The following is a 24,906-nucleotide window of genomic DNA, read 5'->3' as shown; positions in this document are numbered from 1 at the left end:
TAGTACTATTTAACTAATTTCAAATCGTATAGGGCGTCCGCTATTTTGCGGTCATTAGACAATCTTGGAAGTTTGTTTTGACCCCCTAATTTGCCAACAGATTTCATGTAATCTTGAAAACCGTTTTTCTTGATGGTCGTAATTTTTAAGGGTTGTAACACCTTACCTTCTATAAGATCAAAATAGTAGCTGTTCTGTTTTTGCAAGGCCTGATCTATTTTTTTTGCTAATTCTGAAATATCCCCGGGTGGTTTTTCGAATTCAATAAACCATTCGTGATAGGGTAAGCCTGATTCGGGATTGATTTGAGGTGCTACAGTAAATTCTGAAACTTGTATGGTTGTAGATGCTGTAGACTCCTTAAGCGCATGTTCTACTTCCTTGCCGATAACATGTTCGCCAAAGGCAGAGATAAAGTGTTTGATACGCCCAGAGACAATTATACGATACGGTTTTAAAGATGTAAATTGAATGGTATCTCCAATATTATAAGCCCAAAGACCAGCATTGGTAGAAATGATCATCACGTAATTAACGTCAAGTTCTACTTGTTCTATAGTAATGCGCTCTGGGCTTTCATCGAAAAAATGTTCTGCTCTAACAAACTCATAAAAAATACCAGAATTAAGCTGTAGGAGCATACCTTTTTCTTTTTGAAGATCTTGAAAAGCAAAAAAGCCTTCACTTGCAGGATAGAGTTCAATACTATCTACTTTTCTCCCGATAAGATTTTCAAATTTTGAACGATAGGGCTCATAGTTAACGCCTCCAAAAATAAAAAGGCTGAAATTTTTAAAAACGTCTCCAACTTTTTGTCCTGTTTTTTCCTGAATTTTCTCAAAATACATTTGAACCCATGAAGGAATTCCTGAGATGACGCTCATGTCCTCTGGGAGCGTTTCATCTACAATGGCACTTACCTTGGTTTCCCAGTCTTCTATGCAGTTGGTTTCCCAAGAGGGCATTCTGTTTTTTTGAAGGTATTTGGGGACATAATGCGCCACAATTCCTGATAAACGGCCTAATTGGACTCCGTTTTTTTCTGTGAGTACAGGACTGCCTTGTAAAAAAATCATTTTACCATCAACAAAACGACTGTTTCCAGTTTCAGCAATATACATGAGTATTGCATTTCGTGCCGCTTCCACATGGGTCGGCATGCTTTCTTTGGTAAGTGGGATGTACTTTGCACCAGAGGTGGTTCCCGATGTTTTGGCAAAGTACAATGGTTTTCCTTTCCAAAGAATATCTTGCTCTCCTGCAACCACACGATCAACATAAGGTTTTAGGTCTTCATAGTCTCTAATAGGGACATTTTGTTTGAAGTCTGAATATGTTTTTATTTCAGAAAAGTGATGATCTTTCCCAAAAACCGTTTCCGAAGCATCTTTTATCAAGTTTTCAAAAACATAGTGCTGCGTTTCAACAGGCTTGGAAGACCATTTGTGTATCGACCTACGAATGCTCTTAGCAAAGAGTTTGGCGAGTTGTGGTTTAAGGGATAGCATTAATTAAAGTCTATAAAATTAGCAGGATTAACGGGATAGCCCCTGTTCCATAGTTCAAAATGTAAATGCGGACCCGTGGTCAGTTCGCCTGAGTTACCAGCCATAGCAATAACTTCTCCCGATTTGACTAAGTCACCTTGCTCTTTTGTGATAGAAGCGTTGTGTTTATAAACAGAGATGAGTTCAAAATTATGCTCAATAATGATGACATAACCGGTTTGGGCAGTCCACTCTGCAAAAATAACCGTACCATCTGCAGTAGCTTTCACTGGAGTATCTTTTTTAACCACAACATCTACAGCATAGTGCTTGTCTTCAATATTGTAACCCGCTGAAATTTGACCATTTACAGGAGGGAAAAGAACAAAATTGGTAGCTGTAGTTGCAGATTGAAAAACATTATACTTGTCTTCTTTGTCTACTAAGTCTCTTAGTATAGAATCTTCTTTTGTTGGAATTAGGCTGATTTGACTGGCATCAATTTTTGCGGCATCTATAATAGAGTCTCTATTAAAATCTATGGTCTTTACATCTCCAGTCAATACTTTTTTGATTGAAGAATAATATTGAGCATTTAGATCAATTACATTCTGAAGAGAATCTGTCTGATAATTTAATAAGGTGGCCTGTTTTTTTAGAGCGGTTGATGAGTAGCCAGGAATATACTCTCTTAATGAAGTGAAGGCAATCAAAAAGATCGTCCCTGCAATGAGAAGTATAGATCCCAAAGACATAATTACAAAGACATTTAAACGCGTAAGTTTTATTGCAAAGCGCTCTTCAAAAGTATCTTCATTTAATACCACCAAACGGTATTTATGAAGCAGTTTCTTTTTAAATTTCTTTTCTTTTTTCGTCTTGGCCATTGTAATGCAAAATTAATTAAAATAAATGCAAGTTCTTGTGATGCTTAGTTAAGTTTGAAATCGATGGATTGGTAAATGACGTTGATCAAATAGCTATTATAAATAAAAAAAGAAATCTTTTAAAAGATTTACTTAATCACATTTAAATGAGTTAAACGTATTTTATCACCTTTAATTATTAAATTTGCTGTCTAAAATGGAATTGTTATGATGACTTTAGGTATATTTTTAGCATTTGGTGCATGGCAAATTATTTTAATTGTCGTTGTGGTCTTGTTATTGTTTGGTGGGAAAAAAATTCCTGAACTAATGAGAGGCCTAGGAAGCGGGATTAAAGAATTTAAAGATGCTAGCAAAGAAGAGGATGAGAACACCTCTACGACAGAAAAAAGCAATACTAAATAGATTTAATTACAAATATCTCAATTGAGAATAATACTTATAATTTTAGTCTTGTTATCTAGCTTCAAAGTAAAGGCTAACGATTTCTATCCTGTTAAATTGTTTATGGTAGATGGAAGCGAGAAGTCTGGATTTGCCCCGTTACCTTCAAATAAACTTTTCAAGAAGAATATCCCTTATAGAGACACTGAGAAAGGAAAATCTCAGAAAATTGATAGTGACAATATTTATAGGATTATAGTAACAGTTGAGAATGAAGAATACTTATTTGAGCGTGGAACTGTCATTAACGTAACAAAGAATTTTTATAACAAAGAAATTGATTGTAGTAGCCGAAATAAAATATGGATGCTGGCGACTTATTACAGTAAAAATATTATTCTTTATTTCGGAGCACAGTCCTATATCGTAAAAAAAGGTAAAGTTGTTTCAACAACTATTGATAATTCCGGAACATGGGCAGAAATCTTTTTGCTTGTTAAGAGACCTTCTGAAAACTGTATCGCTAAACTGGGAGCTTTTACTAGTGGAGCTAAAATAATAGGAGAAGAAAGTAGCTTTAGAAAGGCTTCGAAGGTTTATTTCAAAGACAATAGTACTCTGGTTGATAGAATAGACAATAAAGAATTTAAAATTGATGATATAAGGAACCTCGTTAAAGCTTATGACGATTTGGTCAATTAAATTTAACACTAAAATTAAAAGTCCGGCAGAAATGTCGGACTTTTTTGCTTCTATGCTAATAAAAACACTATTAAAAAAATTACTCCTTAGCAGGAGTGCTCTTTCTAGCTTCTAAAGCATCCTTGCTTAATTTGGCCATATTAAATGTTGGGTCAATAGTCAATGCCTCATCCAAAAGGGCAATGGCTTGATCTAAATTGTCCGTTTGATTCATATTGAACACAATTAAAGCCTTCATGTAGGTAAGTGCCGCTTTAAGCGAAACCTCATATGGTCTTTGCGATTCATAAAAAGCACGCTTCATATCCTCTTTAACATTAGCAAGACCATAGGCAACCTTTGCTTTGGCACCAGGTAAGTTTTGAGTTTGCGTCATCAAATCAGCAATTTCATAAGCTAAATAAGGATTAGGGTCCCTATTAAATAATTCTTCGTAAAACACTAAGGCGCTTTTTGGTTGATTCAATGCTTTGAGTGCAAGAGCTTTGACTTCTGTATTGATGTCAGAGTCTTCAGGACTAGGATCAATACCTATGGTATTTAAAGCTTCAAGATTTCTACCTTCAGAAACATAGATGTAAGCTAAGGTGTCCAAGCGTTGTTGATTTGGTTGCAGAATATTTAAGTGGGTCATGGCATTGATAACCCCTTGTGGGTCGCCTTGATTTTTCATTTGAGCATAATAGGCTTCAAAGTGTTTTAAAAGTTCAGACTTCGACTGTGCCGTAATTTGAACGACGGAAATTAATGCTAACAGCAGGACTAATTTTTTCATGATATGATTTTAATTGCGCCAAAACTAAAAAATTATATGGCATAAAGTCTTAAAAGTCTTATAATTGTTAAATGGGCTGTTGGAATGTATAGTGTAATTTCTTAATCAATTTTGAAGAATCAATAATTTTACCATAGCTCTCTTTAGTATTATCAAAACCTGGTGAAGCTAAGTTTAAAGCTTTGCAAATGCTCGTGTAATAGGCTTTCTTTTCGGGATGAGAAGGGTATGCAGCATTAAAAATATTACGCCATGCGTTATGTTTTAGAATAGCATCAATAATGGAAATACAGTCTTTGCGATGAATTAAATTAACAGGTGCTTCAGGATTTGTTAGATGTTCTTTACCCGCTAGATACTTGGCAGGGTGTCGTTCTTCTCCAATAAGTCCACCAAATCTTAAGACAGTGGTATTGAAATGAATGTTGGTTTGAAAGAGCCGCTCAACCTCTAAAAGTTGATGAGCTGTTTCGGATTTTGAAGTTGGTGAATCTTCATTAATGATTGCATAAGGATTTTGATCTTCATAAACCGACGTCGATCCTATAAAAAGAACCTGTTTAATAGAAGAAGTCTCAATATGCGGAATGATGTGAGACATCATTTTTACGTAGTTGTGTTCTGGATGTTTTCTCAAGCCAGGTGGAATGTTCAATATAAGGGTCTCGCAATCTTTAAGACATGTCGTGATATTTCCGATGATACCTTCCGCAGAAAATTTGAGAAGATGGGGTTTAATGCCCTCAGCAGATAGTATATTAAGTTTGTCAGCGGTACTTGTAGAGCCGTGAACAAGTGTGCCCTGTTTCATAAAATGCTTGGCCAGAGGTAGACCCAACCAGCCACAACCAATGATAGATATAGAAGCTTTCAATAGAGATATTATTTTTCACGAAGTTACAAATTATCAGCAGGTCAATTTTCATTCTAGCTTAATTGATGAATTTTCAGTAACTTAGAAGTTAATCAAAACATAAACAAGATTATGGGTATCAAAAGTTTTCAGGGAGCACGAAAGATGCAAAAGAACGTTGCTGAGGTCGCTGCATTTAAAGTGAGCGATTTTATGACAAGAGAATTAATAACCTTTAGACCAGAGCAATTGATTGAGGAGGTCATTCAAACGTTGATAAAATTTAAAATTTCAGGTGGTCCCGTAATTAATGAGCGTAATGAACTGGTGGGCATTATTTCTGAAGGAGACTGTCTCAAACAAATTAGTGAGAGCCGCTATTATAATATGCCCATGGAGCAGCATATCGTTGAGAATAGGATGATAAAAAATGTCGAGACCATTGATGGGGAAATGAATGTTTTTGATGCAGCAAATAAGTTTTTAGAATCTAAAATACGACGATTTCCTATTGTTGAAAATGGCAGGTTAGTTGGGCAGATTAGCCAAAAAGATATTTTAAAGGCGGCTATTGAGCTTAAGGGACAAAATTGGAAATAATTGTATTTAGCGTTTTGAATTCGCGACTTCAGGAAGGTCTGTGATGATCAATTTTTGTTTTGCATCACTTTCTAAAGCTGCTATTTTTGAGTAGGGATAATCGGGCATGGGCTCTTTTAGTGATTTCCATTTTGCGATACCAGCTACAGTAATGAGCTCTCCAATTTCTATAATCCCTTCTTCATATCTTATGGTTTTATTGAAACCAAAGAAATTTTCACTCTCTATGTTGTAACGTTTAAGAAGTTGATTAAATTCTGGTGTGGGGTCATTAAAGGTTCCAGAAGACTGCTCGCTATCTTTAACCAAATGGCAAATATAGTTTTTAGGATGTTGTAATGGTTTGATAATGATAACCTCGCCATTAACATTGATAAAAAAATCCTGAAAGCGTTCTTCAGCAACCAACGTTTCCCAACGTGAGTTTTTGCCAGAATTCACTTTTTGCTCAATCTTCAATTGATAAAAAATACATTTTCGTTTTGAAAATGGCGCAATCAAAGGATCCGTAACATGAAGTGCCTTTCCGCTTACTTTCGATAATTGATTGTTTTTTAGACTAGAAGGTTGGTCTAATGGAACGTTCTTTAAGGTTCTAATAATTACATTTTTACTGCTGAAATAATAGCTTAAAAAAGCAATAACTCCTACAGCACATATCATTAAAACAAATATAAAAATGGGAGACATCTTGTTTGTTTTGCTCGGTTTCTTATAAGTATTGGGAAATTAAAAAATGTTACAAGATTTAGCTTTCCCGTTTAACTAAAGCAAAGTAATCTCCTTCTAGCGGCAAATAGCCTTGATCGTAAACAAAATAATATACCGTGCCAGCCTTGGTTGTGTAAATGCTGGTGAAATAGTTAAAATCGAAACCTTTTTCAATTAATTTGGCTCTAGAGCATTTGGTCTTTTGATCGGGATTTAGGGCTTCTAAAACACGATAGTTTTTACGCAGACGATTGTTGGTGTTTCTTATTAGGTTTTTACTGTCTTTATTAATCGTGTTGTTATAAGAATTACGACAAGCATCACTACAGAACTTCTTATCAATTCTTCCGATAATTTTATCGCCGCATTCTGGACATTGTTTCTGCATCAGTCATGATCTTAGTAACAACAAGATATAAAATTTTTGTTTACAAAGACTCGGTGATCACAACCGTATTGGTACCCTTGACTTTATCATAAACCTTTACATTATAAACCTTTGATTTTAGAAATTCAATAATACTCTGCAAAGCTTGTGAACGGGATTTTTCTAACGAGGCATTAAACAGAATAATACCATTGGTGGATTTTGACTTTAGAACATCTTGCCAAAACAGGAGTTCTAAAAATGGTTTCGGAACATGAAGATCTATAAATAAATCAATGATGATAAGATCAAATTGGGTTTTGTTTTTTTGAACAAACGCTAACGCATCAGCACAAATAATTTCTAGTTGGGAAGACGATTTATGGTTGTATTCCCCTGCCGCGATTTCTATGATAACGGGATCAATATCTACCGCTGTGATGTGTTTTTGATATTTAAAATCTTTCCGAAGGGTTTCAATCACGCTACCGCCACCTAAACCTAGAATCAATACAGAACTTACGGGTTTAAGATTAATTTTCTTTAAACCGAACTTTAAAATGCGTTGTAGAGAACCGTAACTGTAATTCGCATTTTTCGAGTTTAAATGTTTTTTACCGTTATACCATGTGATTTCTAAGGTACCATTAAAATCAGATTTCACTGTTTTGGTAATAGGGTAAATATAGCTCAAGAGTTTAGACATGTGGACAAAGATAGCTAAACAACAGATAGAAATATCCGTTGACAAACGACTACAAATATTTACAAACGAATTTAAATAGGTAACTACCGACTACATGTTGGAGGCTGTCACATCTTTGCATCGTTGGATCAATGAAGGTTCAATAGTATTAACTGTTTAATCCGTCTGTTGAAACATGCAGACTTAAAAAATTAAAATTATGAACACGCTTAGAAACAAAGTACAGTTGATTGGAAGATTGGGACAAGACCCAGAAATCGTAAGTTTTCAAGATGGAAACAAAATGGCAAAATTCTCTATAGCTACAGATGACAGCTATAAAGATAAAAACGGAAACAAGGTAGAGCGCGCTTATTGGCACAATGTTGTCGTGAAAGGGAGCTTGGTAAAAGTAGTAGAGCAATATGTTACCAAGGGTAAAGAAATTGCCATAGAGGGTAAATTAACCAATCGCTCATGGGATGACCAAGAAGGGAATAAGCGCTACACAACCGAGATTTTGTGCAATGAGTTGTTGATGTTGAGTAAGTAGAACGTTATCATTAGTCTAAAGCGCGATTCGTAAGAGTCGCGCTTTTTTTTGTTTTTTATTTAACGAACTAGTGGTTTGTAAAGGATTTCGATGTTTTAGCTGTTTGAAAAAAATGTAGGTTTGACAGCAAACAAAGCTTTAAACTGAACTATTATTATCTTAACCTCAATCCCTTTAAAAATATCCTAAATCCTTCTAATTATGCGCTAATACGGTTATCCTTCATTATCTTTATGTCAAACACATATAAAAACTAATATGCCAACACAACCAAAACTCACACGATTTAAACAAAACGTGATGTCCAAATATCAAATATACAATAGTATATTTATGACATTACCTTTTGATACCATAACCAAAACAGGAGCATTATTGCCCTTGTTTCACGAAACTTGCGAAAATGGCTTTAAGGCTGGAGACAATCCCACCACAATTGTTGAGTCTTTTTTTAACAAGTACCAAGCCCGACGCTCAAAGGAAAGCCAGATCAATCTTCTCTTCCGATTTATACAGTATATAGAACGTCAAGTCGTATTGTTCGATGCCATAGAAGACGCCGCTTTCCCGGTAGTCAATAATATGGATGGTATTGGTACACTAAGAAGTTTAAAAGAATCGGCATCCTCAGAGAATAAACTCGAGGAGCTGCAGCAGTACCTTGAAGAGTTTAAAGTGCGAATTGTACTAACGGCGCACCCAACCCAGTTTTATCCAGGAAGCGTTTTGGGTATTATTACAGACCTCACCGAGGCCATCAAGAAAAATGATTTGTTGACCATTAATGATCTTTTGGCGCAATTGGGTAAAACTCCTTTTTTCAAGCATCAGAAACCAACCCCTTATGATGAAGCGGTAAGCTTGATCTGGTATTTAGAGCACGTTTTTTATTATTCTTTCGGAAGTATTTATGATTATATCCAGCAAAATATTTTCGACGGAAAACATATTGAAAATGATATTATCAATATTGGGTTTTGGCCCGGTGGCGACCGAGATGGAAATCCTTTTGTTACACCAGAAATCACAATAAAAGTAGCGCAACGATTAAAGGAGTCTATCCTTAAAAACTATTATAGAGATGTGAGACGTTTGAAACGAAAGCTAACGTTTAAGAATATTGAAGAACGAATGTCTGAAATTGAAAAGCAATTGTATCTTGCATTTACGTCTCCAGAGAAATCTACAATTACCTTAGAGCATTTTGTTTCAGAGTTAGAGTCAATTAAAGAGATTGTGATTAAAGACCATCAATCGCTTTATGCCAATGAAATCAATAGCTTACTTAATAAAACCCATTTATTTGGTTTTCATTTTGGTGCTCTAGATATCCGTCAAGACAGCCGTGCTCATGCTGCAGTATTCAATACTATGGTAGATACATTGATTGATTCTGGAAATCAAATTTTCCCTGCAAATTATCAAGACCTCTCTGAGCAGGAACAAATTAAGGTTCTTTCAGAAATTAAAGGCAAAGTTGATCTTTCCTTATTTCAAGATGAAACCGTCTTGAAAACATTGGAGACCATGAAAGCCATTAAAACCATTCAAGAAGATAATGGAGAACCAGCGGCCAATCGTTACATCATTAGTAACAACCAAACCACACTTCATGTGATGCAACTGTTTGCGATGTTGAAAATTGTAGCTTTTGAAGATGAGATGACCGTAGACATTGGTCCATTGTTTGAGACCATTACCGATTTAGAAAATGCACCAGCGGTTATGGAAGAGCTTTATACAAATCCGCAATATGCAGCTCATCTAAAAAAACGAGGCAATAAACAAACCATTATGCTCGGCTTTAGTGACGGGACCAAAGATGGCGGGTACTTGATGGCCAATTGGGGTATTTTTAAAGCGAAAGAGCGTTTAACAGAAGTCTCTAGAAAATATGATGTCACCGTGATCTTTTTTGATGGTAGAGGTGGTCCACCAGCAAGAGGAGGTGGAAAAACACACCAATTCTATGCTTCTTTAGGGCCAACAATAGAAGATAAAGAAGTGCAATTGACCATTCAAGGTCAAACGATTAGCTCTAATTTTGGAACATTGGATTCTTCACAATATAATTTAGAACAACTCATAAGTTCAGGGATATTAAATCGATTGAATGATACCAATTTAGCGATGACACCAGAAAACGTAACCGTTATGGATGATCTTGCAAAGTTGAGTTATAAAGCATATTCAGATTTCAAAAGTCACCCGATGTTTGTGCCGTATTTGGAGCGCATGAGTACTTTAAAGTATTATGCTAAAACCAATATTGGAAGTCGTCCTTCTAAACGGGGCAACAGTGATAAATTGGTGTTTGAAGATTTAAGAGCCATCCCTTTCGTGGGGAGTTGGAGCCAGTTGAAGCAAAATGTACCAGGATTTTTTGGAGTGGGTACAGCGCTTAAGCAATATGAAGATCAAGGAGAATTTGATAAAGTGAAGCACTTGTATCACAGTTCAAATTTCTTTAAAACCTTGATTCAAAACAGCATGATGTCCCTATCCAAATCCTTTTTTGACCTTACCAAATACATGGCCGATGATGAGGAGTTTGGAGAATTCTGGAACATCATTTACTCTGAATACGAGATCTCAAAACGCTTATTATTAAAGCTAACAGGCTCTGATGAATTGATGGAAGATGAGCCTGCAGGTAAAGCTTCTATTGACGTTAGAGAATCTATTGTATTGCCATTATTGACGATACAACAGTATGCTTTAAAGAAAATTCAAGAACTAGAAAGGGCTGAGGTTAGAGACCAAGAGCAAATTGATATCTACGAAAAAATCGTAACGCGTTCTCTCTTCGGAAATATTAATGCGAGTCGAAATTCGGCTTAAGATGAAAAATCAGTAGAGCGATGTTCTACCAATTTTAATGAGTACTATTTATAAAAATAGATCCTGTGCCAATCGAAACGTATTGGCATGGGCTTCTATTATTATTTTTATATCTGGAGAATAGCCGCCGCCCATACAACACATTACTGGAATCTTGTTTGATTTACACGTTTCTAATACAAAGCGGTCACGTTCTTTGCAACCTTCAACCGTCATTCCCAAAGTTCCTAATTTATCAGAGGCAAGTACGTCTACCCCGCATAGGTAATAAATAAAATCGGGTTGTTCATTTCTTATAAGTTTTGGTAAGGTATCGTATAATATATTCAAGTAAGTGTCGTCATCTGTATGAGTTTCCAAAGCGATATCTAAATCACTGACTTCTTTTTTAAAGGGATAATTGCTTTTTCCGTGCATAGAAAATGTAAAGACAGAGCGGTCTTGTGCAAAAATTTCAGCAGTACCGTTGCCTTGGTGAACATCTAGGTCCACTATCAATATTTTTTCGGCCAATTTGTTTTGTTGAAGGTATCTAGCTCCAATCGCTTGATCATTCAATAAGCAAAAAGCTTCCCCGCGATTGGTGTATGCATGGTGAGTTCCACCGGCAATATTCATGGCAATGCCATGATCCAATGCAAATTTACTGCCCTTTATGGTACCATCTGCGATAATAATTTCACGTTCAACTAAGATCTTACTTAAGGGGAAACCTATCTTTCGCGCCGCTCTTTTATCTAGCGTTAATTGTTTTAAATCTTGATAATAGGTTTCAGTATGTACCTTTAAAATAGAGGCGTCCTCAGGAATTTCTGGTTCAAAAAAATTAGAGGGCGTACAAGTGCCTTCATAGAGCAGTTGCTCAGGAAGCAATTCATATTTTAGCATAGGAAACCGATGTCCCTCTGGTAAAGGATGCTTGTATATGGGGTGAAATGCTATTTTTAGTTGGTTGGCCACTCTGCTAAATAGAAATTTTTGTTTTTAGAAACTGTGTTTTAATGTAGGCATTGCGCTTCGTGTTTTGTTGATTTAAATCAACCTTGATGGAGCTTTAACTGAATCCGTTTTCGGTTAACATCTACCTCCAGAACCTTCACAATGATTTGCTCTTGTAAATGCACATGCTCATTCACATCTTTTACAAAACCATCAGAGAGATTAGAGATATGGATCAGGCCACTTTCTTTTATCCCAACGTCAACAAAACAACCAAAGGCAGTGATGTTATTAACGATTCCTGGAAGGAGTTGGCCTTCTTGTAAATCGTTGATGCTGGTAATGTTTTGATTAAAACTAAACACTTTTGCTTGTTCTCGTATGTCTAACCCAGGTTTCTCTAATTCACTCAAAATATCTTTCAGTGTTAAAAGACCCACGGTCTTAGTTTGGTAATGGGTAATGTCAATGCTGTTAAGCTTTGCTTTGTTGCCAACCAACTCTGAAACAGAAGCTCCTTTATCTTTAGCCATTTGTTCTACAATACTATAGCTTTCGGGATGTACAGTAGAGTCATCTAAAGGGTGTTGGCCTGCTTTAATTCTTAAAAAGCCAGCAGCTTGCTCAAATGCTTTTTCACCCAGTCGAGATACATTTTTAATATCTTTTCTACTAGAGAAAGCGCCATTATCGCTTCTGTACTTAACTATGTTTTCGGCTAGTTTAAGGCCAATACCAGACACATAGCTCAATAAGCTATGGCTCGCCGTATTGATATTAACACCCACAGAGTTAACACAACTTTGAACCACCATATCCAACTCATTTTGAAGTTTGCTTTGGTCCACGTCATGCTGGTATTGACCAACACCAATAGATTTTGCATCAATTTTAACCAATTCGGCCAAAGGATCTTGTAAGCGTCTCCCTATAGAAACAGAGCCTCTAACCGTAACGTCATAATTAGGGAACTCCTCCCGAGCTATTTTTGATGCGGAATAGATACTGGCGCCTGCCTCACTTACCACGAAGACTTGAATGTCATGTTTAAAACGAATTTTTTTAACTAGAGCTTCGGTCTCTCTTGAGGCCGTACCGTTACCAATGGCTATGGCTTCAATTTGATGAGCTTCTGTCAAAAAACTAATTTTCTTCATGGCTCCCAATGAATCGTTTTTGGGCGCATGTGGGTAAATGGTTTCATTGTGTTTGAGGTCGCCATTTTCATCTAGACACACCACTTTACAGCCCGTTCTAAACCCTGGGTCAATGGCAAGTACGCGCTTCTCTCCTAATGGAGCGCCTAATAAGAGTTGTTTAAGGTTTTTAGCGAAAATGGATATTGCTGTATCATCTGCCTTTTGCTTGGCCTGTTGTAAAATCTCATTACTCAGAGAGGGGTATAGTAGCCGTTTATAGGCATCTGTAATTGCAATTTCAATTTGTTCAGCATTTACGCCTTTGCTCTTTATAAGCTGATCGGTCATGCGCTTTATGGCATTGTCATGATCTATTTCTATTTTAGTTCTTATACACCCTTCGGTTTCTGCTCTGAGTATGGCTAGTAGTCTGTGCGAGGGTATTCGGGTTAGGGATTCTTCCCACTCAAAATAATCGCGGTATTTTTGAGCATTTTCTTCCGTTTTTTTGCTTTTGACCACTTTGGTGACAATCATGGCGCGTCGCTCAAGTTCTTTTCTAATCTGTTTTCTGAAGTCTATTCGCTCATTGATCCACTCCGCGATGATGTGCCTGGCACCTTCTAGAGCACTTTCTTGAGAATCCACTTCCGAAGTTATGAATTTTTGAACCAAAGCATTTAGACCTTTTTGATCCAGATCATGGGATTGTGACATGAGAATCTTTGCCAAGGGTTCTAAACCATTTTTTCTGGCCGTCTCTGCTTTGGTCTTTCTGCTTTTTTTAAAAGGAAGATATAAATCTTCTAAGGCTGTAGGATCTTCACAAGCTTTAACTTTAGCTTCTAATTCTGGCGTTAAGACGTCTTGTTCTAAAAGTGCTTTCAGAATAGCTGTTTTACGTTTTTCTAAACTTTCAAACTGATCCTTAAACTTTACAATATCACCAACCTGAACTTCATCTAGGTTTCCAGTAGCTTCCTTGCGATATCTCGATATAAATGGGATGGTACAATCTTGCTGAATTAAAGCAACTGTATTCTTGATGCTTTTCTCTGTGAGATTAGTATGCTTTTTGATGTAATTTATCATAAAAAAAGACCTTGTAAGTTTTTTACAAGGTCTCAAATTTAAAGGTCTTCACTAAAAGAAGTGAACTTTTTTATGGTAATTTTAGTTTTGCCCAGCTTCTTGCTTAGCCGCTTCAATCATATCCTCATTAGGAATAATCGCAACATTGACTCTTCTGTTTTTTGCACGACCATCAACCGTAGAATTGTCATATTTTGGTTGAGATTCACCAAACCAATTGGTAGTAAATCTTCCAGCGCTCAAGCCTTGTGATTTTAAATAATCAGTTACCGCATAAGCTCTGTTTTTGGATAAGGTCATATTATTATCATCGCTACCAACGTTATCAGTGTGACCAACTACCAAAATATTTGTATCTGGGTATTCTTTAAAAACGCCAGCTAATTTGTTTAAGGTTGTTTGAGACTTATCATTGATATTGTATTTTGCGGTATCAAAATAAACACCACTATTCTCGTCAAATGTAACGACAATACCATCATCTACACGTTCTACCGTAGCTCCAGGAATTTCTTCTTCAATTTTTTGTGCCTGCTTGTCCATCTTGTTTCCTATTAAGACACCTGCAGTACCTCCTACAACACCACCAATAACAGCACCTAACTCACCGTTTCCTCCTTTACCAACATTGTTGCCAATAATTGCACCAAGAACGGCACCACCAGCAGCGCCAATAACACCACCTTTTTGTTTATTGTTAGCGTTATCTACCGCTTTACAATTGGTAAGACTTACTAAGAATGATAGCGATAAAAGATATATACTTAAATTTTTAAAATTGATATTCATAATTATTGAGATTTAGTAAAATTCATATTAATAATAAAAGGTTGACCATTTGTGGTTACCGTTTGTTGCCATTGCATTGTGTTTTCAGACAACTCCGTTAATCTTAGTCGAAATCCTGCATTAGTTTCAGATTTTCCTTTTTCATTAGTTGGTTTTAATAGGAAATCATAATAGCCGGTAACCTCATTAACTTCTTGAATGGTAAAGCTAAAGTAGCGATCTCCCGTATTGCAATTGGAATCAATGATACTGTACAATCCCGTATTATTGTTTGGGATAAATTGCCATTGACTGTTTTCGAAACATTCTTTAGACGTATCATTTAATAACGTGACGTCGTATTCACCTGTTTTGCTATACGTAACTGTGTTGAGCGACCAATTGCCTTTAATAACTTTTTCTGATTGTCGAACCGTTTTTGAGGCCCCGCAAGCCATAAGCGTTGCTGTTATAAGTAGTACAAAGAGTTTTTTCATAATGTGATTATTTAAATCAAATGTAGTTAATCAGGAGAGGTAATAGTGATGCAATAGGTTAAATAAGTGACCTATTCGCATTATCATTTGAAAGAATAAAGGGTTAAGTAATCGCGCGCTTAACCGTTTGAGTCTTGCAGAAATAAAGCGGATAATTTGATGAAAATTCTAGTTTTATCAGAATAAGTTTAATCAAGAACGGTCCTTGATTATTGACATTGCGCATTGTAAAACTGCACGAGTTCGTGAGTTTTTTTCCTTTTGAATTTTTTATTAATGTTCTCGATGACTGCTGGACAATCTGCAAAATATTCTAAAGCGCGTTGTTTGAAGTTTATTAAGTTGATAAAGTTTCTGCTTCCTAGTTGAGTAGCTTTATGATCGCCTTTCTTTTTAACGTAATAATCAGTGATGGTATTCCCTGAGCCGTCTGGGCCAATATAAGTATAAGAGTTACATTTTCCAGACACAATGAGCTCCATTAACATGCCTCTGTTATTTGAAGTCATTACAAATTCTTTGATGACCTTTCTTGTTTTTTTTCTGGTTTTGATATCGTATTCAATTCGGTCTAATTGGTCATAAGGCAGTTTTATGAGTTGGTCGTCAGGGGTTGTTATCCTAATCACGTGTGAAACAGTAAAAATACGTTTAGCTTTAATGAGGCTACCGTCCGTTTTGAATACTGTATATCCATTTTCTTGGCTAAAGGCAGCGGTTACAATGACAAAAAGGATCGTTATTAAAAAGATTTTTTTGGAGTGCATCTGAGGGTGTTTTAAACAATAAAAGATACGAGATCTTCAATTTTTGAAATTTTCTGAATTTTTATGGTCGTGTTTTTAAGTGCTATTTTACTGTATTTAGAAACAAAGATTGCTGTAAATCCTAATTTCTCAGCTTCTAAAATTCGTTGTTCTACCCGCTGCACTGGTCTAATCTCTCCAGAAAGTCCGACTTCTGCAGCAAAACAGATGTCTTTTTGTAAAGCCTCATCTTCATTAGAAGATAATATAGCAGCCACAACTGCCAAATCTATAGCGGGATCATCTACACTAATACCACCCGTAATATTTAGAAATACATCTTTAGCACCAAGACGAAATCCTGCACGTTTTTCTAAAACGGCAAGGAGCATGTTAAGACGCTTAGCGTTAAAGCCAGTAGCACTTCGTTGGGGAGTGCCATAAACTGCTGTGCTTACTAATGCTTGTACTTCTATCATTAAGGGTCTCATACCTTCTAGTGTGGCAGCAACGGCATTACCTGATAGCTCTTCATCTTTTTGTGATATTAATACTTCTGAAGGGTTTGTAACTTCTCTTAATCCAGAACCTTGCATCTCGTAGATGCCTAGCTCATTTGTAGATCCAAAACGGTTTTTATTGGCACGAAGTATTCTAAAGACATGGTTGCGATCTCCCTCAAATTGAAGGACCGTATCTACCATGTGCTCTAAAATTTTAGGGCCTGCAATATGTCCGTCTTTAGTGATATGCCCAATGAGTATAACGGGTGTTGCGGTTTCTTTTGCAAATTTAATAAGTTCTGTAGTGCATTCTTTAACTTGAGAGATGCTTCCGCTAGAAGACTCTATATAATCGCTATGTAAGGTTTGGATAGAATCAATAACCACAATATCGGGTTCAAGCGCCTCGATTTGCTTAAATATATTTTGGGTTTTTGTTTCGGTTAAAATGTAGCAGTTGCTGTTATTTGGATTGATACGTTCAGCACGCATCTTGATTTGTTTTTGACTCTCCTCTCCTGAGACATATAAGGTTTTGTAAGGTAGTTTCAATGAGATTTGAAGCAGCAGTGTACTTTTCCCAATACCCGGTTCTCCGCCTAGCAATGTTAAAGAGCCAGGGACTAAACCACCACCAAGAACACGATTAAACTCTTGGTCTGCCGTGTCTAATCTAGCATCTTGAGACGTATCAATTTCATTAATAAGCAATGATTTTGATACGCGTTTGGAGGCTGATGTAGGCGCTTTCCAATCACTTTTTTCAGGTTTTTGAATGAGTTCTTCTGTAATGGTGTTCCATTCTTTGCAAGACGAGCATTGACCTTGCCATTTAGAATATTGAGCACCACAATTTTGACAGAAAAAGGTTGTTTTTAATTTAGCCATATCGTTTTCCTTTTAATAAGGAATCTTAAAATCAAAGATAAGACTAAATTAAAGTATTTTTAATTGACTTCCTTAAACCATGCAAAGACCGAAAGTAACTTAATGGCTATCAGTTTTGAGCTTAGGTCGTTAGATAATGAATCTTTCAATTTAAAATAAGCCCACTCAAAAAAATAGTCAGTTGCTAATATATGTCGTTTAGTTTTCCTCATCTTCGTCAAGTTCAGGTTCTTCGACAGCTAATTTTAAATCCTCTAATTTCGATTTGATAAATTCTTTATCGATATGATCGGTTTCATTGAGTAGAAGTGCCGATTCGTAATATTTTGTGGCACGTTTTGTCTTACCAATTTTTTCAGCATGAAGTGCCATGTAGTAAGATCCAAATGAAGAACTAGGGTTTTGCTTATCTGCTAACTTCCCAATTTTATAGATGGATTCCATGTCTTCGCGACGCTCGGCAACTTCAATTAATTTTTCAAATTCTAATTCAGAAATTGGTTTATATATTCCGAAGAGATCATCAATACGCTCGTACCTGTCTGTAATATAATTGTCTAGTGTGCCATCATAGGGGATGATTTTCTCCTCAATTTCTTTATCATCTAAAGGCTTATAAAGTTCAAAGATTTTATCCATGGCTTTAGATAGTGCACCTGTAACCAAAGTGTAGTGAGAATCTCCTTTAAGTTCATCAAAGTAGTAGGTCAATTGCAATTGATCTAAACTCTTAATGGCATTGTTTGTCTCATGGATTTGAGTATTAATTCGCTCAATATCGCCATCTGAAGTTGCCATATAATAGAAAATATCACTTTCTAAAAAGCTCATTCGTTTGGCTAAATTTTGACCCATTGTGCCTTTAAAGTCTGGACTTAAATTGATATATGCTTGAAAAATAGGCTTCTCGTCCATCAAAAAAGCATTTATAAAATTACCCATGAGATTGTGTCCAACGGCCACTTTAAATTTACTAGTGTTGTATTTTCCGTCTACGTAAGGGATGAGCTCTTCAACAACAAAATCATAAAAGCGTTTACCAGACTCAAAGGGGAGCCCGGTGACTTCGTCATAATAAGAGTCATAAAAACGCTCTTTACCCTGAACAACGCCTACCACAATAGATTGAGGCATCTCATCAAAATGGGTTTGGAAACTCACTTGTCCTGCTACCGGTTCAAAAAGGTACTCGCCATCAAATACAATAATAACGGGATGTTTTAACTCTGATTCTGGATCATAGTTTTCTGGAAGTTTGATCTTTAACTCGCGAGTAGAGTTAAGCTTTCGAGATTCGAATTGCTCACGTTTGATTTGAGAGCTTACAGCGCCACAGACCAAAAGCGAGAATGCAAAAAGTAGTACTTTTTTCATTTTCAAGTAGGTTTAGAATTGGGACTGTAAAGATAATAAAAGTAAGTTTAAATGCTAATTTTTTCGACGAAATGTAAAAAGTCGTAAGTTTTACTCCTTAAGATCATAGATTTTATCCAGCAACATGTCTTTATTTATAAATTCTGACTCTTGAAGTAAAAGCCCAGACTGATATTTTTGCAAGGCTTTCTTGATGTTGCCATCCATTTCGTAATAAAGACCGTTGTAGTAAGCGCTTATCATTGAATCAGAATATTCTTTGTCAGCTAATCTAGCTAGGTCTTTCATGGCGTCTAAATCCCCTTTTTTTCGAGCGGCTGCAGATATGGCTCGAATATCATTTTCAACCACTTTTTTCTCAAAGCCATAGAAGAATTCAATGTCTTCATATTTTTTCATAAGGTATTCATAAGGACTACCTTCATAAGTGAGGATCTTATCATTATATTCTTGTCTATTGATAGGCTTATATAAACCGAAGATTTCATTAATAGCTTTCGGAATGCCAAGTCCAACTAAGGAGTAGTGGTCTGCATCTTGAAAATTATCAAATCTGTAGTGAAGTTTAGGATTCTCAATCCCTTTTAAATTATTATCAAGTGCCGTTATACTTTCTTTTAATTGATCTACATCATTATCTCCAGTGGCCAAGTAATAAAATGTGTCTTCAGGTACAGATGATAAGCGTTCAGACAAACGGTTGGCCATTTCTGGCGATAAGTCGGGGCTTAAAGCTATATACCCACGAAAGAGTGGTTTTTCCTTAAACAAATAGTAGTTTAAAAAATTGGCGCTTTGATCGTGACCTATTACAATTCTGAAATTTGAGGTCAGATAACGTTCGTTCATATAAGGGATCACCTCCATACTTATAAATTCAAAGAAAAGGGCGCCTTCATCTGAAGGAAAATACGTCTCTCCACTATAAGAAAGATCGCTATCTCTAGTTTCGCTCTGATTGATTCCTACCACAATTGATTTTGGCATGTCGCCCCAATACGAATGGTAATCAACGTTACCTATTATAGGCTCAAACATGTAGTCGCCATCCATAACAACGATTAAAGGGTAAAGAATGTCTCCCTCTGGATCATAATTGCGGGGCAATTGAATTTTTATCTCTCTAGATGCTCCTAGTTTAGAAGACTCTATTGTTTCATATATAACTTGAGAATAAAATGTGCTCGACGTAAGGATTGCGGCAAAGAGGCATATTAACCTGTTCATGGCTGTAGGCATTTAGTTAATGACGGCAAGTTAAAAAATTATTTGATGCTATTATAAATGGGTAGGTAAATTAAAGATAGTCCTCCAAGAATAATAACCATTACCGTTTGTGAAGACCAGAGAATCCACCCCATAGCAATACTTGGATCTTCTGGAATATAAAATAGAGCAAAGGCGGCATAAACCGCAAGAGGGTAAGAACCAATACCTCCGTTAGTTGCGGCAATACTGAAACTAGCTGAAATGAAACCTATTAAAATAGCTGCCAATGGTAAGTTTGAAGTTTCAGGAAGTGCAAATGTAGTAACGTAAAACATCGCTACATACATTGTCCAGATAAATAACGTGTGAAAAATGAAAGCCCATTTGTGCTTCATTTTAAATATACTTAACATGCCTTCCATCAGGCCTTTGAAAAGTACCCGAAGTTTTGTGGCGATTTTCGATTGACTTTTTCTAATAAATATCAAAAATAAGCAGGTGATGATGATTAACACAAATACACCAATCAATAGATTAAGAGTATTAAATCGTCCTGTAAAAAACTGATAAATAAAATCAAACTCCAAAAAAAGAGTGAAACCAATAATACCCAGTAAAACCAACATGTCTGCCATGCGCTCAGAAACGATAGTACCAAACCCTTTTTCAAAAGGCACACCTTCATAATTGGTTAAAATTGTGGCTCGTGTAATTTCTCCAGCTCTGGGAATGGTATAATTTACCAAATAGGTGGCAAATACAGCCATCACACTATTAGGAAAGCGTAGGGAGTACCCTAAAGGCTCTATCATGAATTTCCAACGATAGGCTCTCGAAAGGTGGCTTAGTAGGCCAAAAAACAAGCCTAAAGCTATATAGCTATAATCAGCGTCTTTAAAATACCCTATTAAATTGCTTAAGGAAACTTTTGAAAGTGAATACCAAACCAAAATAACACCCAATAATAAAGGAATCGTTATTTTTAGGAGTTTAGAGCGCTTATTTCCCAAGATGTTAGTTTAGGAGATTTGTAGATTCTTCTGGGAAGACCAATGCAGGTTTGAAAGTCTTAGCCTCTTCCAAGTCCATAAAGGCATAGGTAATTAAAATGAGAATATCTCCAACAGCTACCTTTCGCGCTGCAGCACCATTTAGAGTGATTTCTCCACTCTTACGAGGACCAGGAATACAATAAGTTTCTAGGCGTTCACCATTGTTATTGTTGACTATTTGTACTTTTTCACCTTGAATAATATTAGCGGCTTCCATTAGATCTTCATCAATGGTAATGCTGCCTATATAATTAAGATCAGCGCCAGTACATTTTACTCTGTGAATTTTTGATTTTACGACTTGAATCTGCATACAGCAAAGATAATTAATTTAATGCGATGTTATCTATAAGTCTAACCTCGCCGGCATAAACGGCAATAAATGCGCGATATGACTTGTTTGTTGATTTTTGTTTAATAGTCTTAAGAGTTTCTGCGTCTGCAATTAAAAAATACTCTAAGGTGAGTAATTCATGGTTTTCAAATTGCTCTTGCATCCAATCTGTTATCTCTTTAGCACTATTTGTGCCAAACTTTGCTTTGGCAGCATTCAGGGTTTTATATATAAATGGTGCTGCAGCGCGTTGTGCTTTTGACAGGCGCTCATTGCGTGAACTCATAGCTAAGCCATCATCTGCTCTAAAAATGTCGCAGCCAATGACCTTGACTCCAAGGTCGTGTTTGCTCACTAGTTTTTTTAGAATCATTAATTGTTGGTAGTCTTTTTTGCCAAAATACGCCCTATCTGGTTTAACAATCTCAAAGAGACGCTTAACAACTGTACCTACCCCGTCAAAATGTCCTGGTCTAAAACGACCTTCCATTTCATGCTCGAGTCCATCAAAATCAAAATGTTCAGAAGCAATCTTTTCGCCATAAATATCAGATGCACGTGGGGAGTAAACTATAATTCTATCCTCTGAAATAGTTTGTAATAGGGAAACATCTTTTTCTAAAGTTCTGGGATATTTCTCGAGATCTTCGTTGTTGTTAAACTGGGTAGGATTCACAAAAATGCTAACTACAACATAGGTATTGTCTTGCAACCCCTCTAAGATCAATGAAGAATGTCCGTCGTGCAATGCACCCATTGTGGGAACAAAGCCAAGACTTAAACCCTTGCGTTTTAGCTCGTCCAAATAGGTGGTGAGCTCTCGTTTATTATCAAATACAATCATGCACTAACAAAAGTTTAACAGCGTGCAAACTTAAGATTTTACTGGCAATCTGCATAAAATTTTGTAATTTTGCATGTTTTTTATCTCGAATTCAAGGGATAATGAATAAAACCGTAAATCGATAAAAGGGATTGGTTCAAACGCCAATTTTGTTTTTTTAGACCGATTTGGAAGTTTACTAATTTGAATAAACCTTAAATAATGAAAGATAAGAGAATATTGTATGTGTCGTCAGAAGTTGTACCCTATTTGCCAGAGACTGAAATCTCTTCCATGTCTTTTGAGGCTCCAAAGATGGTGAACAAACAAGGCGGACAAATACGAATATTTATGCCTCGCTACGGAAATATCAATGAGCGAAGACATCAGCTTCATGAGGTTATTCGCCTCTCGGGTATTAATTTGGTGATTAATGATTTAGATATGCCTTTGATCATCAAAGTCGCCTCTATTCCGAAGGAAAGAATCCAAGTGTATTTTATTGATAATGAAGAATATTTCAAAAGAAAAGCGACCCTTACCGATGAGGATGGTAAACTTTTTGCCGATAATGATGAGCGCGCTATTTTCTTTGCAAAAGGTGTTATAGAAACAGTTAAAAAGTTGAATTGGGCACCAGATATTATTCATGTCAATGGATGGCTAGCAGCATTGTTGCCGCTTTATCTAAAAGAGTTCTATAAAAACGAACCTTTGTTTACAGAAAGTAAAATTGTAACTTCTGTATACAATCAAAGCTTCGAAGGCACGTTAGATAAGAACATGATTAAGAAAATTCAATTTGATAATTTAGATGAGGAGAGCATCAAGCCCTTAGAGAATCCTACCTATAATAATTTAATGAAAGTGGCGATCAATAATTCTGATGCCATAATTAAGGGTTCTGCTGAGCTTCCTAAAGAATTGGAAGATCATTTAAATGCTATAGAGCAACCTGTTCTTGAATACCTACCTATTGATGATTTTGCAGATCAATACACCGAATTTTACAACACCAAAGTACTTAATTAGTTAATTGCCCTCTAATGAAAAACTTAACGAAAGCTGGGAGAAACCTAGCGTTGATAGCCCTTGTTATTACTAGTTTTATAGCTTGTGATAAGGATTTTGCAGATATTGAATCTGATATCATCAATAACGAGAATGCAACACATTTTAATACAGCTTCACAGAAATATGAGGTCATTGCAAAAACAAAAGCCTTAGGGCCAGTTCAAACTAATGGTTTGCCAATTAACTCATTAGGCATCTATAATGATCCAAATTTCGGGCAAACTACGGCTACTATCGTTGCTCAGTTAAGATCGTCTACGTTAGATCCTGATTTTGGTGAAAGTACTGAGTTGGATTCAGTTGTGTTAACCATACCCTATTTTAGTACAGCCACTGAAGTTACAGCCGATGGTGAAACACTCTATGATTTAGATTCTGTCTATGGAACCGGTCCAATTAAGCTTTCTATATTTGAAAATAACTATTTCTTGCGCGATTTCAATCCATCTTCAGAAGATGTTTCTGAGCAGCAACTATATTATGCAAATAGATCTACAGGAATCGATAATATAAATACGCCTCAACTTGAGGGTACCCCAATTCTTCAATTGGAGGATGAGGAAGAAAACATTAATATAGTTGATCTTGATGCTTTTGTGCCAAGTGAAAGTCAAATAAAGCTTAAAGACAATGAGGACGTTATTTCAAGAATTGCACCTGCTTTGAGATTAAAACTTGAAAAATCATTTTGGCAACAAAAAATATTAGACAAGGAGGGTGAACCTGAATTGAGCAATCAGAATAATTTCAATAATTATTTTCGTGGAATTTATTTTAAAGTAGAAGAAGTTAATGGCAGTTCAGGAAATATGTCATTGTTAAATCTAGCAGCATCAGGGGCTAATATCACGCTTTACTATACTAGAGCAAATTCTATTGTAGGAGGAGATCCTGTCAACTCAACGTACGTGCTAAACTTTTCAGGCAAGCGCGTTAACTTTTTTGATAATGATTTTACGATACCAGATTCCAACGACGATGATGGTGATGAAATATTGCTTCTAAAGGGCCAACAAGGTGCTATTGCAGAGGTAAGTCTTTTTAATGGGGAAACCGCTGTTGGTGATAATGCATTTGAGGACTTTAAGGAGTTTTTTTCGGAAAGAAATCCTGACGGTTCTTTTCTGAAAAGTAAAAGATTGATCAATGAGGCGAATCTCGTTTTTTATGTAAATCAAGACCTTGTAAATGGCAATGAGCCTGACCGTTTGTATTTATATGATGTTACAAATAACAGGCCATTAGTAGACTATACTTTTGACAACGCAAATACAACGTTTCCTAGATTTTCAAGAACCAATCATTTAGGTCTTTTGCAAAGAGAGACAAGTACAGATGAGGGTATTAAATATAAAATGCGCATTACGGAACATTTGAACAATTTAATACTGAATGATTCTACAAATGTTAAATTGGGTATTGCCGTTTCAGCAAATATAAATTTAGAAAGTAGCTTTTTACCTTTAGATGTACTCACAAATAATGATGAGGATGCTAAGAGAGTACCTATCAGCTCGGTTGTATATCCGAAGAGCACCATACTCTACGGTAACAATACAAGCAATGAAGAGAAAAAGCTATATTTAGAAGTGTTTTATACAGAACCAGAATCAAATTAATTTA

At 36.1% G+C, this 24,906-nt stretch carries 25 protein-coding genes; 7 read left to right on the top strand and 18 right to left on the bottom strand.

The genetic code is table 11. The features are described from left to right. Positions 1 to 5 precede the first annotated feature (5 nt). A complete protein-coding gene (locus P176_RS0108305; protein WP_026754271.1) occupies positions 6 to 1,508 on the bottom strand; it encodes a GH3 auxin-responsive promoter family protein in 1,503 nt (500 codons plus the stop codon). Next, positions 1,508 to 2,374, bottom strand: coding sequence for a M23 family metallopeptidase (locus P176_RS0108300; RefSeq protein WP_026754270.1), 867 nt, complete (start codon positions 2,372 to 2,374; stop codon positions 1,508 to 1,510). The genes P176_RS0108305 and P176_RS0108300 overlap by 1 nt, the downstream gene beginning before the upstream one ends. 207 nt (positions 2,375 to 2,581) lie before the next feature. Here P176_RS0108300 and P176_RS0108295 point away from each other — a divergent pair, with 207 nt between their 5' ends. Beyond that, complete coding sequence (locus tag P176_RS0108295) at positions 2,582 to 2,779, top strand: twin-arginine translocase TatA/TatE family subunit (RefSeq protein WP_156032994.1); 198 nt, start codon at positions 2,582 to 2,584, stop codon at positions 2,777 to 2,779. 102 nt (positions 2,780 to 2,881) lie between these two features. Continuing rightward, positions 2,882 to 3,460: a hypothetical protein gene (locus P176_RS0108290; RefSeq protein ID WP_156032992.1), complete on the top strand. Its 579-nt coding sequence runs from the start codon at positions 2,882 to 2,884 to the stop codon at positions 3,458 to 3,460. Between the two features lie 79 nt (positions 3,461 to 3,539). On the opposite strand, the gene P176_RS0108285 is transcribed toward P176_RS0108290, so the two are convergent. Next, entirely contained in the window at positions 3,540 to 4,235 is a 696-nt protein-coding gene (locus P176_RS0108285) for a M48 family metallopeptidase (protein ID WP_026754267.1), read from the bottom strand. A gap of 67 nt (positions 4,236 to 4,302) precedes the next feature. After that, positions 4,303 to 5,109, bottom strand: a complete 807-nt coding sequence (locus P176_RS0108280; RefSeq protein ID WP_051605433.1) for a hypothetical protein — start codon at positions 5,107 to 5,109, stop codon at positions 4,303 to 4,305. A 111-nt stretch (positions 5,110 to 5,220) separates the two neighbouring features. Here P176_RS0108280 and P176_RS0108275 point away from each other — a divergent pair, with 111 nt between their 5' ends. Then, positions 5,221 to 5,688, top strand: coding sequence for a CBS domain-containing protein (locus P176_RS0108275; RefSeq protein WP_026754265.1), 468 nt, complete (start codon positions 5,221 to 5,223; stop codon positions 5,686 to 5,688). A 6-nt stretch (positions 5,689 to 5,694) separates the two neighbouring features. On the opposite strand, the gene P176_RS0108270 is transcribed toward P176_RS0108275, so the two are convergent. From P176_RS0108270 to P176_RS0108260, 3 genes are read right to left on the bottom strand one after another with little or no spacing between them, the layout of a single operon-like run. Continuing rightward, positions 5,695 to 6,378, bottom strand: a complete 684-nt coding sequence (locus tag P176_RS0108270) for a hypothetical protein (protein WP_156032990.1) — start codon at positions 6,376 to 6,378, stop codon at positions 5,695 to 5,697. Between the two features lie 58 nt (positions 6,379 to 6,436). Continuing rightward, positions 6,437 to 6,787: a hypothetical protein gene (locus tag P176_RS0108265; RefSeq protein ID WP_026754263.1), complete on the bottom strand. Its 351-nt coding sequence runs from the start codon at positions 6,785 to 6,787 to the stop codon at positions 6,437 to 6,439. 40 nt (positions 6,788 to 6,827) lie between these two features. After that, positions 6,828 to 7,460, bottom strand: coding sequence for a spermidine synthase (locus P176_RS0108260; RefSeq protein WP_231481213.1), 633 nt, complete (start codon positions 7,458 to 7,460; stop codon positions 6,828 to 6,830). 211 nt (positions 7,461 to 7,671) lie between these two features. Here P176_RS0108260 and P176_RS0108250 point away from each other — a divergent pair, with 211 nt between their 5' ends. Continuing rightward, a complete protein-coding gene (locus P176_RS0108250; RefSeq protein ID WP_026754261.1) occupies positions 7,672 to 8,004 on the top strand; it encodes a single-stranded DNA-binding protein in 333 nt (110 codons plus the stop codon). A gap of 258 nt (positions 8,005 to 8,262) precedes the next feature. Further along, positions 8,263 to 10,845 (top strand): phosphoenolpyruvate carboxylase, encoded by a 2,583-nt coding sequence (locus tag P176_RS0108245; protein WP_026754260.1) that lies wholly within the window; start codon positions 8,263 to 8,265, stop codon positions 10,843 to 10,845. Positions 10,846 to 10,893: 48 nt separating this feature from the next. Here P176_RS0108245 and P176_RS0108240 read toward each other — a convergent pair whose 3' ends face one another. The 11 genes from P176_RS0108240 to panC all read right to left on the bottom strand — a co-directional run bounded on the left by P176_RS0108240 (position 10,894) and on the right by panC (position 22,230). Beyond that, positions 10,894 to 11,805, bottom strand: a complete 912-nt coding sequence (locus P176_RS0108240; protein ID WP_026754259.1) for a histone deacetylase — start codon at positions 11,803 to 11,805, stop codon at positions 10,894 to 10,896. Positions 11,806 to 11,882: 77 nt separating this feature from the next. Continuing rightward, positions 11,883 to 14,015, bottom strand: coding sequence for a Tex family protein (locus P176_RS0108235; protein WP_026754258.1), 2,133 nt, complete (start codon positions 14,013 to 14,015; stop codon positions 11,883 to 11,885). Positions 14,016 to 14,096: 81 nt separating this feature from the next. Further along, entirely contained in the window at positions 14,097 to 14,804 is a 708-nt protein-coding gene (locus P176_RS0108230) for an OmpA family protein (RefSeq protein WP_026754257.1), read from the bottom strand. A 2-nt stretch (positions 14,805 to 14,806) separates the two neighbouring features. Further along, positions 14,807 to 15,280, bottom strand: a complete 474-nt coding sequence (locus P176_RS0108225; protein ID WP_026754256.1) for a lipocalin family protein — start codon at positions 15,278 to 15,280, stop codon at positions 14,807 to 14,809. A 209-nt stretch (positions 15,281 to 15,489) separates the two neighbouring features. Then, complete coding sequence (locus P176_RS0108220; RefSeq protein ID WP_026754255.1) at positions 15,490 to 16,047, bottom strand: hypothetical protein; 558 nt, start codon at positions 16,045 to 16,047, stop codon at positions 15,490 to 15,492. An 11-nt stretch (positions 16,048 to 16,058) separates the two neighbouring features. After that, the gene (gene radA / locus P176_RS0108215; protein WP_026754254.1) at positions 16,059 to 17,417 is read right to left on the bottom strand and encodes a DNA repair protein RadA; all 1,359 of its coding nucleotides are present in this window, start codon (positions 17,415 to 17,417) and stop codon (positions 16,059 to 16,061) included. A 198-nt stretch (positions 17,418 to 17,615) separates the two neighbouring features. Then, complete coding sequence (locus tag P176_RS19160) at positions 17,616 to 18,791, bottom strand: alpha/beta hydrolase (RefSeq protein WP_051605432.1); 1,176 nt, start codon at positions 18,789 to 18,791, stop codon at positions 17,616 to 17,618. A gap of 90 nt (positions 18,792 to 18,881) precedes the next feature. Then, positions 18,882 to 20,018, bottom strand: coding sequence for an alpha/beta hydrolase (locus P176_RS0108200; protein ID WP_026754253.1), 1,137 nt, complete (start codon positions 20,016 to 20,018; stop codon positions 18,882 to 18,884). Between the two features lie 38 nt (positions 20,019 to 20,056). After that, a complete protein-coding gene (locus P176_RS0108195) occupies positions 20,057 to 21,010 on the bottom strand; it encodes a lysylphosphatidylglycerol synthase transmembrane domain-containing protein (RefSeq protein WP_026754252.1) in 954 nt (317 codons plus the stop codon). 4 nt (positions 21,011 to 21,014) lie between these two features. Then, positions 21,015 to 21,365 (bottom strand): aspartate 1-decarboxylase, encoded by a 351-nt coding sequence (gene panD / locus P176_RS0108190; RefSeq protein ID WP_026754251.1) that lies wholly within the window; start codon positions 21,363 to 21,365, stop codon positions 21,015 to 21,017. Between the two features lie 13 nt (positions 21,366 to 21,378). After that, a complete protein-coding gene (gene panC, locus P176_RS0108185; RefSeq protein WP_026754250.1) occupies positions 21,379 to 22,230 on the bottom strand; it encodes a pantoate--beta-alanine ligase in 852 nt (283 codons plus the stop codon). A gap of 201 nt (positions 22,231 to 22,431) precedes the next feature. Here panC and P176_RS0108180 point away from each other — a divergent pair, with 201 nt between their 5' ends. Both P176_RS0108180 and P176_RS0108175 read left to right on the top strand, forming a co-directional pair. Next, positions 22,432 to 23,241 carry a glycogen/starch synthase gene (locus P176_RS0108180; protein WP_026754249.1) on the top strand — a complete coding sequence of 270 codons (810 nt, stop codon included), beginning with the start codon at positions 22,432 to 22,434 and terminating at the stop codon, positions 23,239 to 23,241. Between the two features lie 14 nt (positions 23,242 to 23,255). Next, a complete protein-coding gene (locus tag P176_RS0108175; protein WP_026754248.1) occupies positions 23,256 to 24,902 on the top strand; it encodes a DUF4270 domain-containing protein in 1,647 nt (548 codons plus the stop codon). Positions 24,903 to 24,906: the final 4 nt, after the last annotated feature.

The sequence above is a fragment of the Sediminibacter sp. Hel_I_10 genome (assembly GCF_000688335.1).
Classification (GTDB): Bacteria; Bacteroidota; Bacteroidia; order Flavobacteriales; family Flavobacteriaceae; genus Psychroserpens.
The sequence above is the reverse complement of the archived record's forward strand: the minus strand, read 5'-3'. Positions and strand labels throughout refer to the sequence as shown.

Bases quoted from the DNA above. Each gene is read 5' to 3' on its own strand.
- P176_RS0108250 (WP_026754261.1), top strand. From the start codon at position 7,672: ATGAACACGCTTAGAAACAAAGTACAGTTGATTGGAAGATTGGGACAA.
- P176_RS0108235 (WP_026754258.1), bottom strand. From the start codon at position 14,015: ATGATAAATTACATCAAAAAGCATACTAATCTCACAGAGAAAAGCATC.
- P176_RS0108200 (WP_026754253.1), bottom strand. From the start codon at position 20,018: ATGAACAGGTTAATATGCCTCTTTGCCGCAATCCTTACGTCGAGCACA.
- P176_RS0108180 (WP_026754249.1), top strand. From the start codon at position 22,432: ATGAAAGATAAGAGAATATTGTATGTGTCGTCAGAAGTTGTACCCTAT.
- panD (WP_026754251.1), bottom strand. From the start codon at position 21,365: ATGCAGATTCAAGTCGTAAAATCAAAAATTCACAGAGTAAAATGTACT.
- P176_RS0108285 (WP_026754267.1), bottom strand. From the start codon at position 4,235: ATGAAAAAATTAGTCCTGCTGTTAGCATTAATTTCCGTCGTTCAAATT.
- P176_RS0108305 (WP_026754271.1), bottom strand. From the start codon at position 1,508: ATGCTATCCCTTAAACCACAACTCGCCAAACTCTTTGCTAAGAGCATT.
- P176_RS0108245 (WP_026754260.1), top strand. From the start codon at position 8,263: ATGCCAACACAACCAAAACTCACACGATTTAAACAAAACGTGATGTCC.
- P176_RS0108265 (WP_026754263.1), bottom strand. From the start codon at position 6,787: ATGCAGAAACAATGTCCAGAATGCGGCGATAAAATTATCGGAAGAATT.
- radA (WP_026754254.1), bottom strand. From the start codon at position 17,417: ATGGCTAAATTAAAAACAACCTTTTTCTGTCAAAATTGTGGTGCTCAA.
- P176_RS0108270 (WP_156032990.1), bottom strand. From the start codon at position 6,378: ATGTCTCCCATTTTTATATTTGTTTTAATGATATGTGCTGTAGGAGTT.
- panC (WP_026754250.1), bottom strand. From the start codon at position 22,230: ATGATTGTATTTGATAATAAACGAGAGCTCACCACCTATTTGGACGAG.
- P176_RS0108275 (WP_026754265.1), top strand. From the start codon at position 5,221: ATGGGTATCAAAAGTTTTCAGGGAGCACGAAAGATGCAAAAGAACGTT.
- P176_RS0108230 (WP_026754257.1), bottom strand. From the start codon at position 14,804: ATGAATATCAATTTTAAAAATTTAAGTATATATCTTTTATCGCTATCA.
- P176_RS19160 (WP_051605432.1), bottom strand. From the start codon at position 18,791: ATGAAAAAAGTACTACTTTTTGCATTCTCGCTTTTGGTCTGTGGCGCT.
- P176_RS0108300 (WP_026754270.1), bottom strand. From the start codon at position 2,374: ATGGCCAAGACGAAAAAAGAAAAGAAATTTAAAAAGAAACTGCTTCAT.
- P176_RS0108290 (WP_156032992.1), top strand. From the start codon at position 2,882: ATGGTAGATGGAAGCGAGAAGTCTGGATTTGCCCCGTTACCTTCAAAT.
- P176_RS0108220 (WP_026754255.1), bottom strand. From the start codon at position 16,047: ATGCACTCCAAAAAAATCTTTTTAATAACGATCCTTTTTGTCATTGTA.
- P176_RS0108295 (WP_156032994.1), top strand. From the start codon at position 2,582: ATGATGACTTTAGGTATATTTTTAGCATTTGGTGCATGGCAAATTATT.
- P176_RS0108175 (WP_026754248.1), top strand. From the start codon at position 23,256: ATGAAAAACTTAACGAAAGCTGGGAGAAACCTAGCGTTGATAGCCCTT.
- P176_RS0108225 (WP_026754256.1), bottom strand. From the start codon at position 15,280: ATGAAAAAACTCTTTGTACTACTTATAACAGCAACGCTTATGGCTTGC.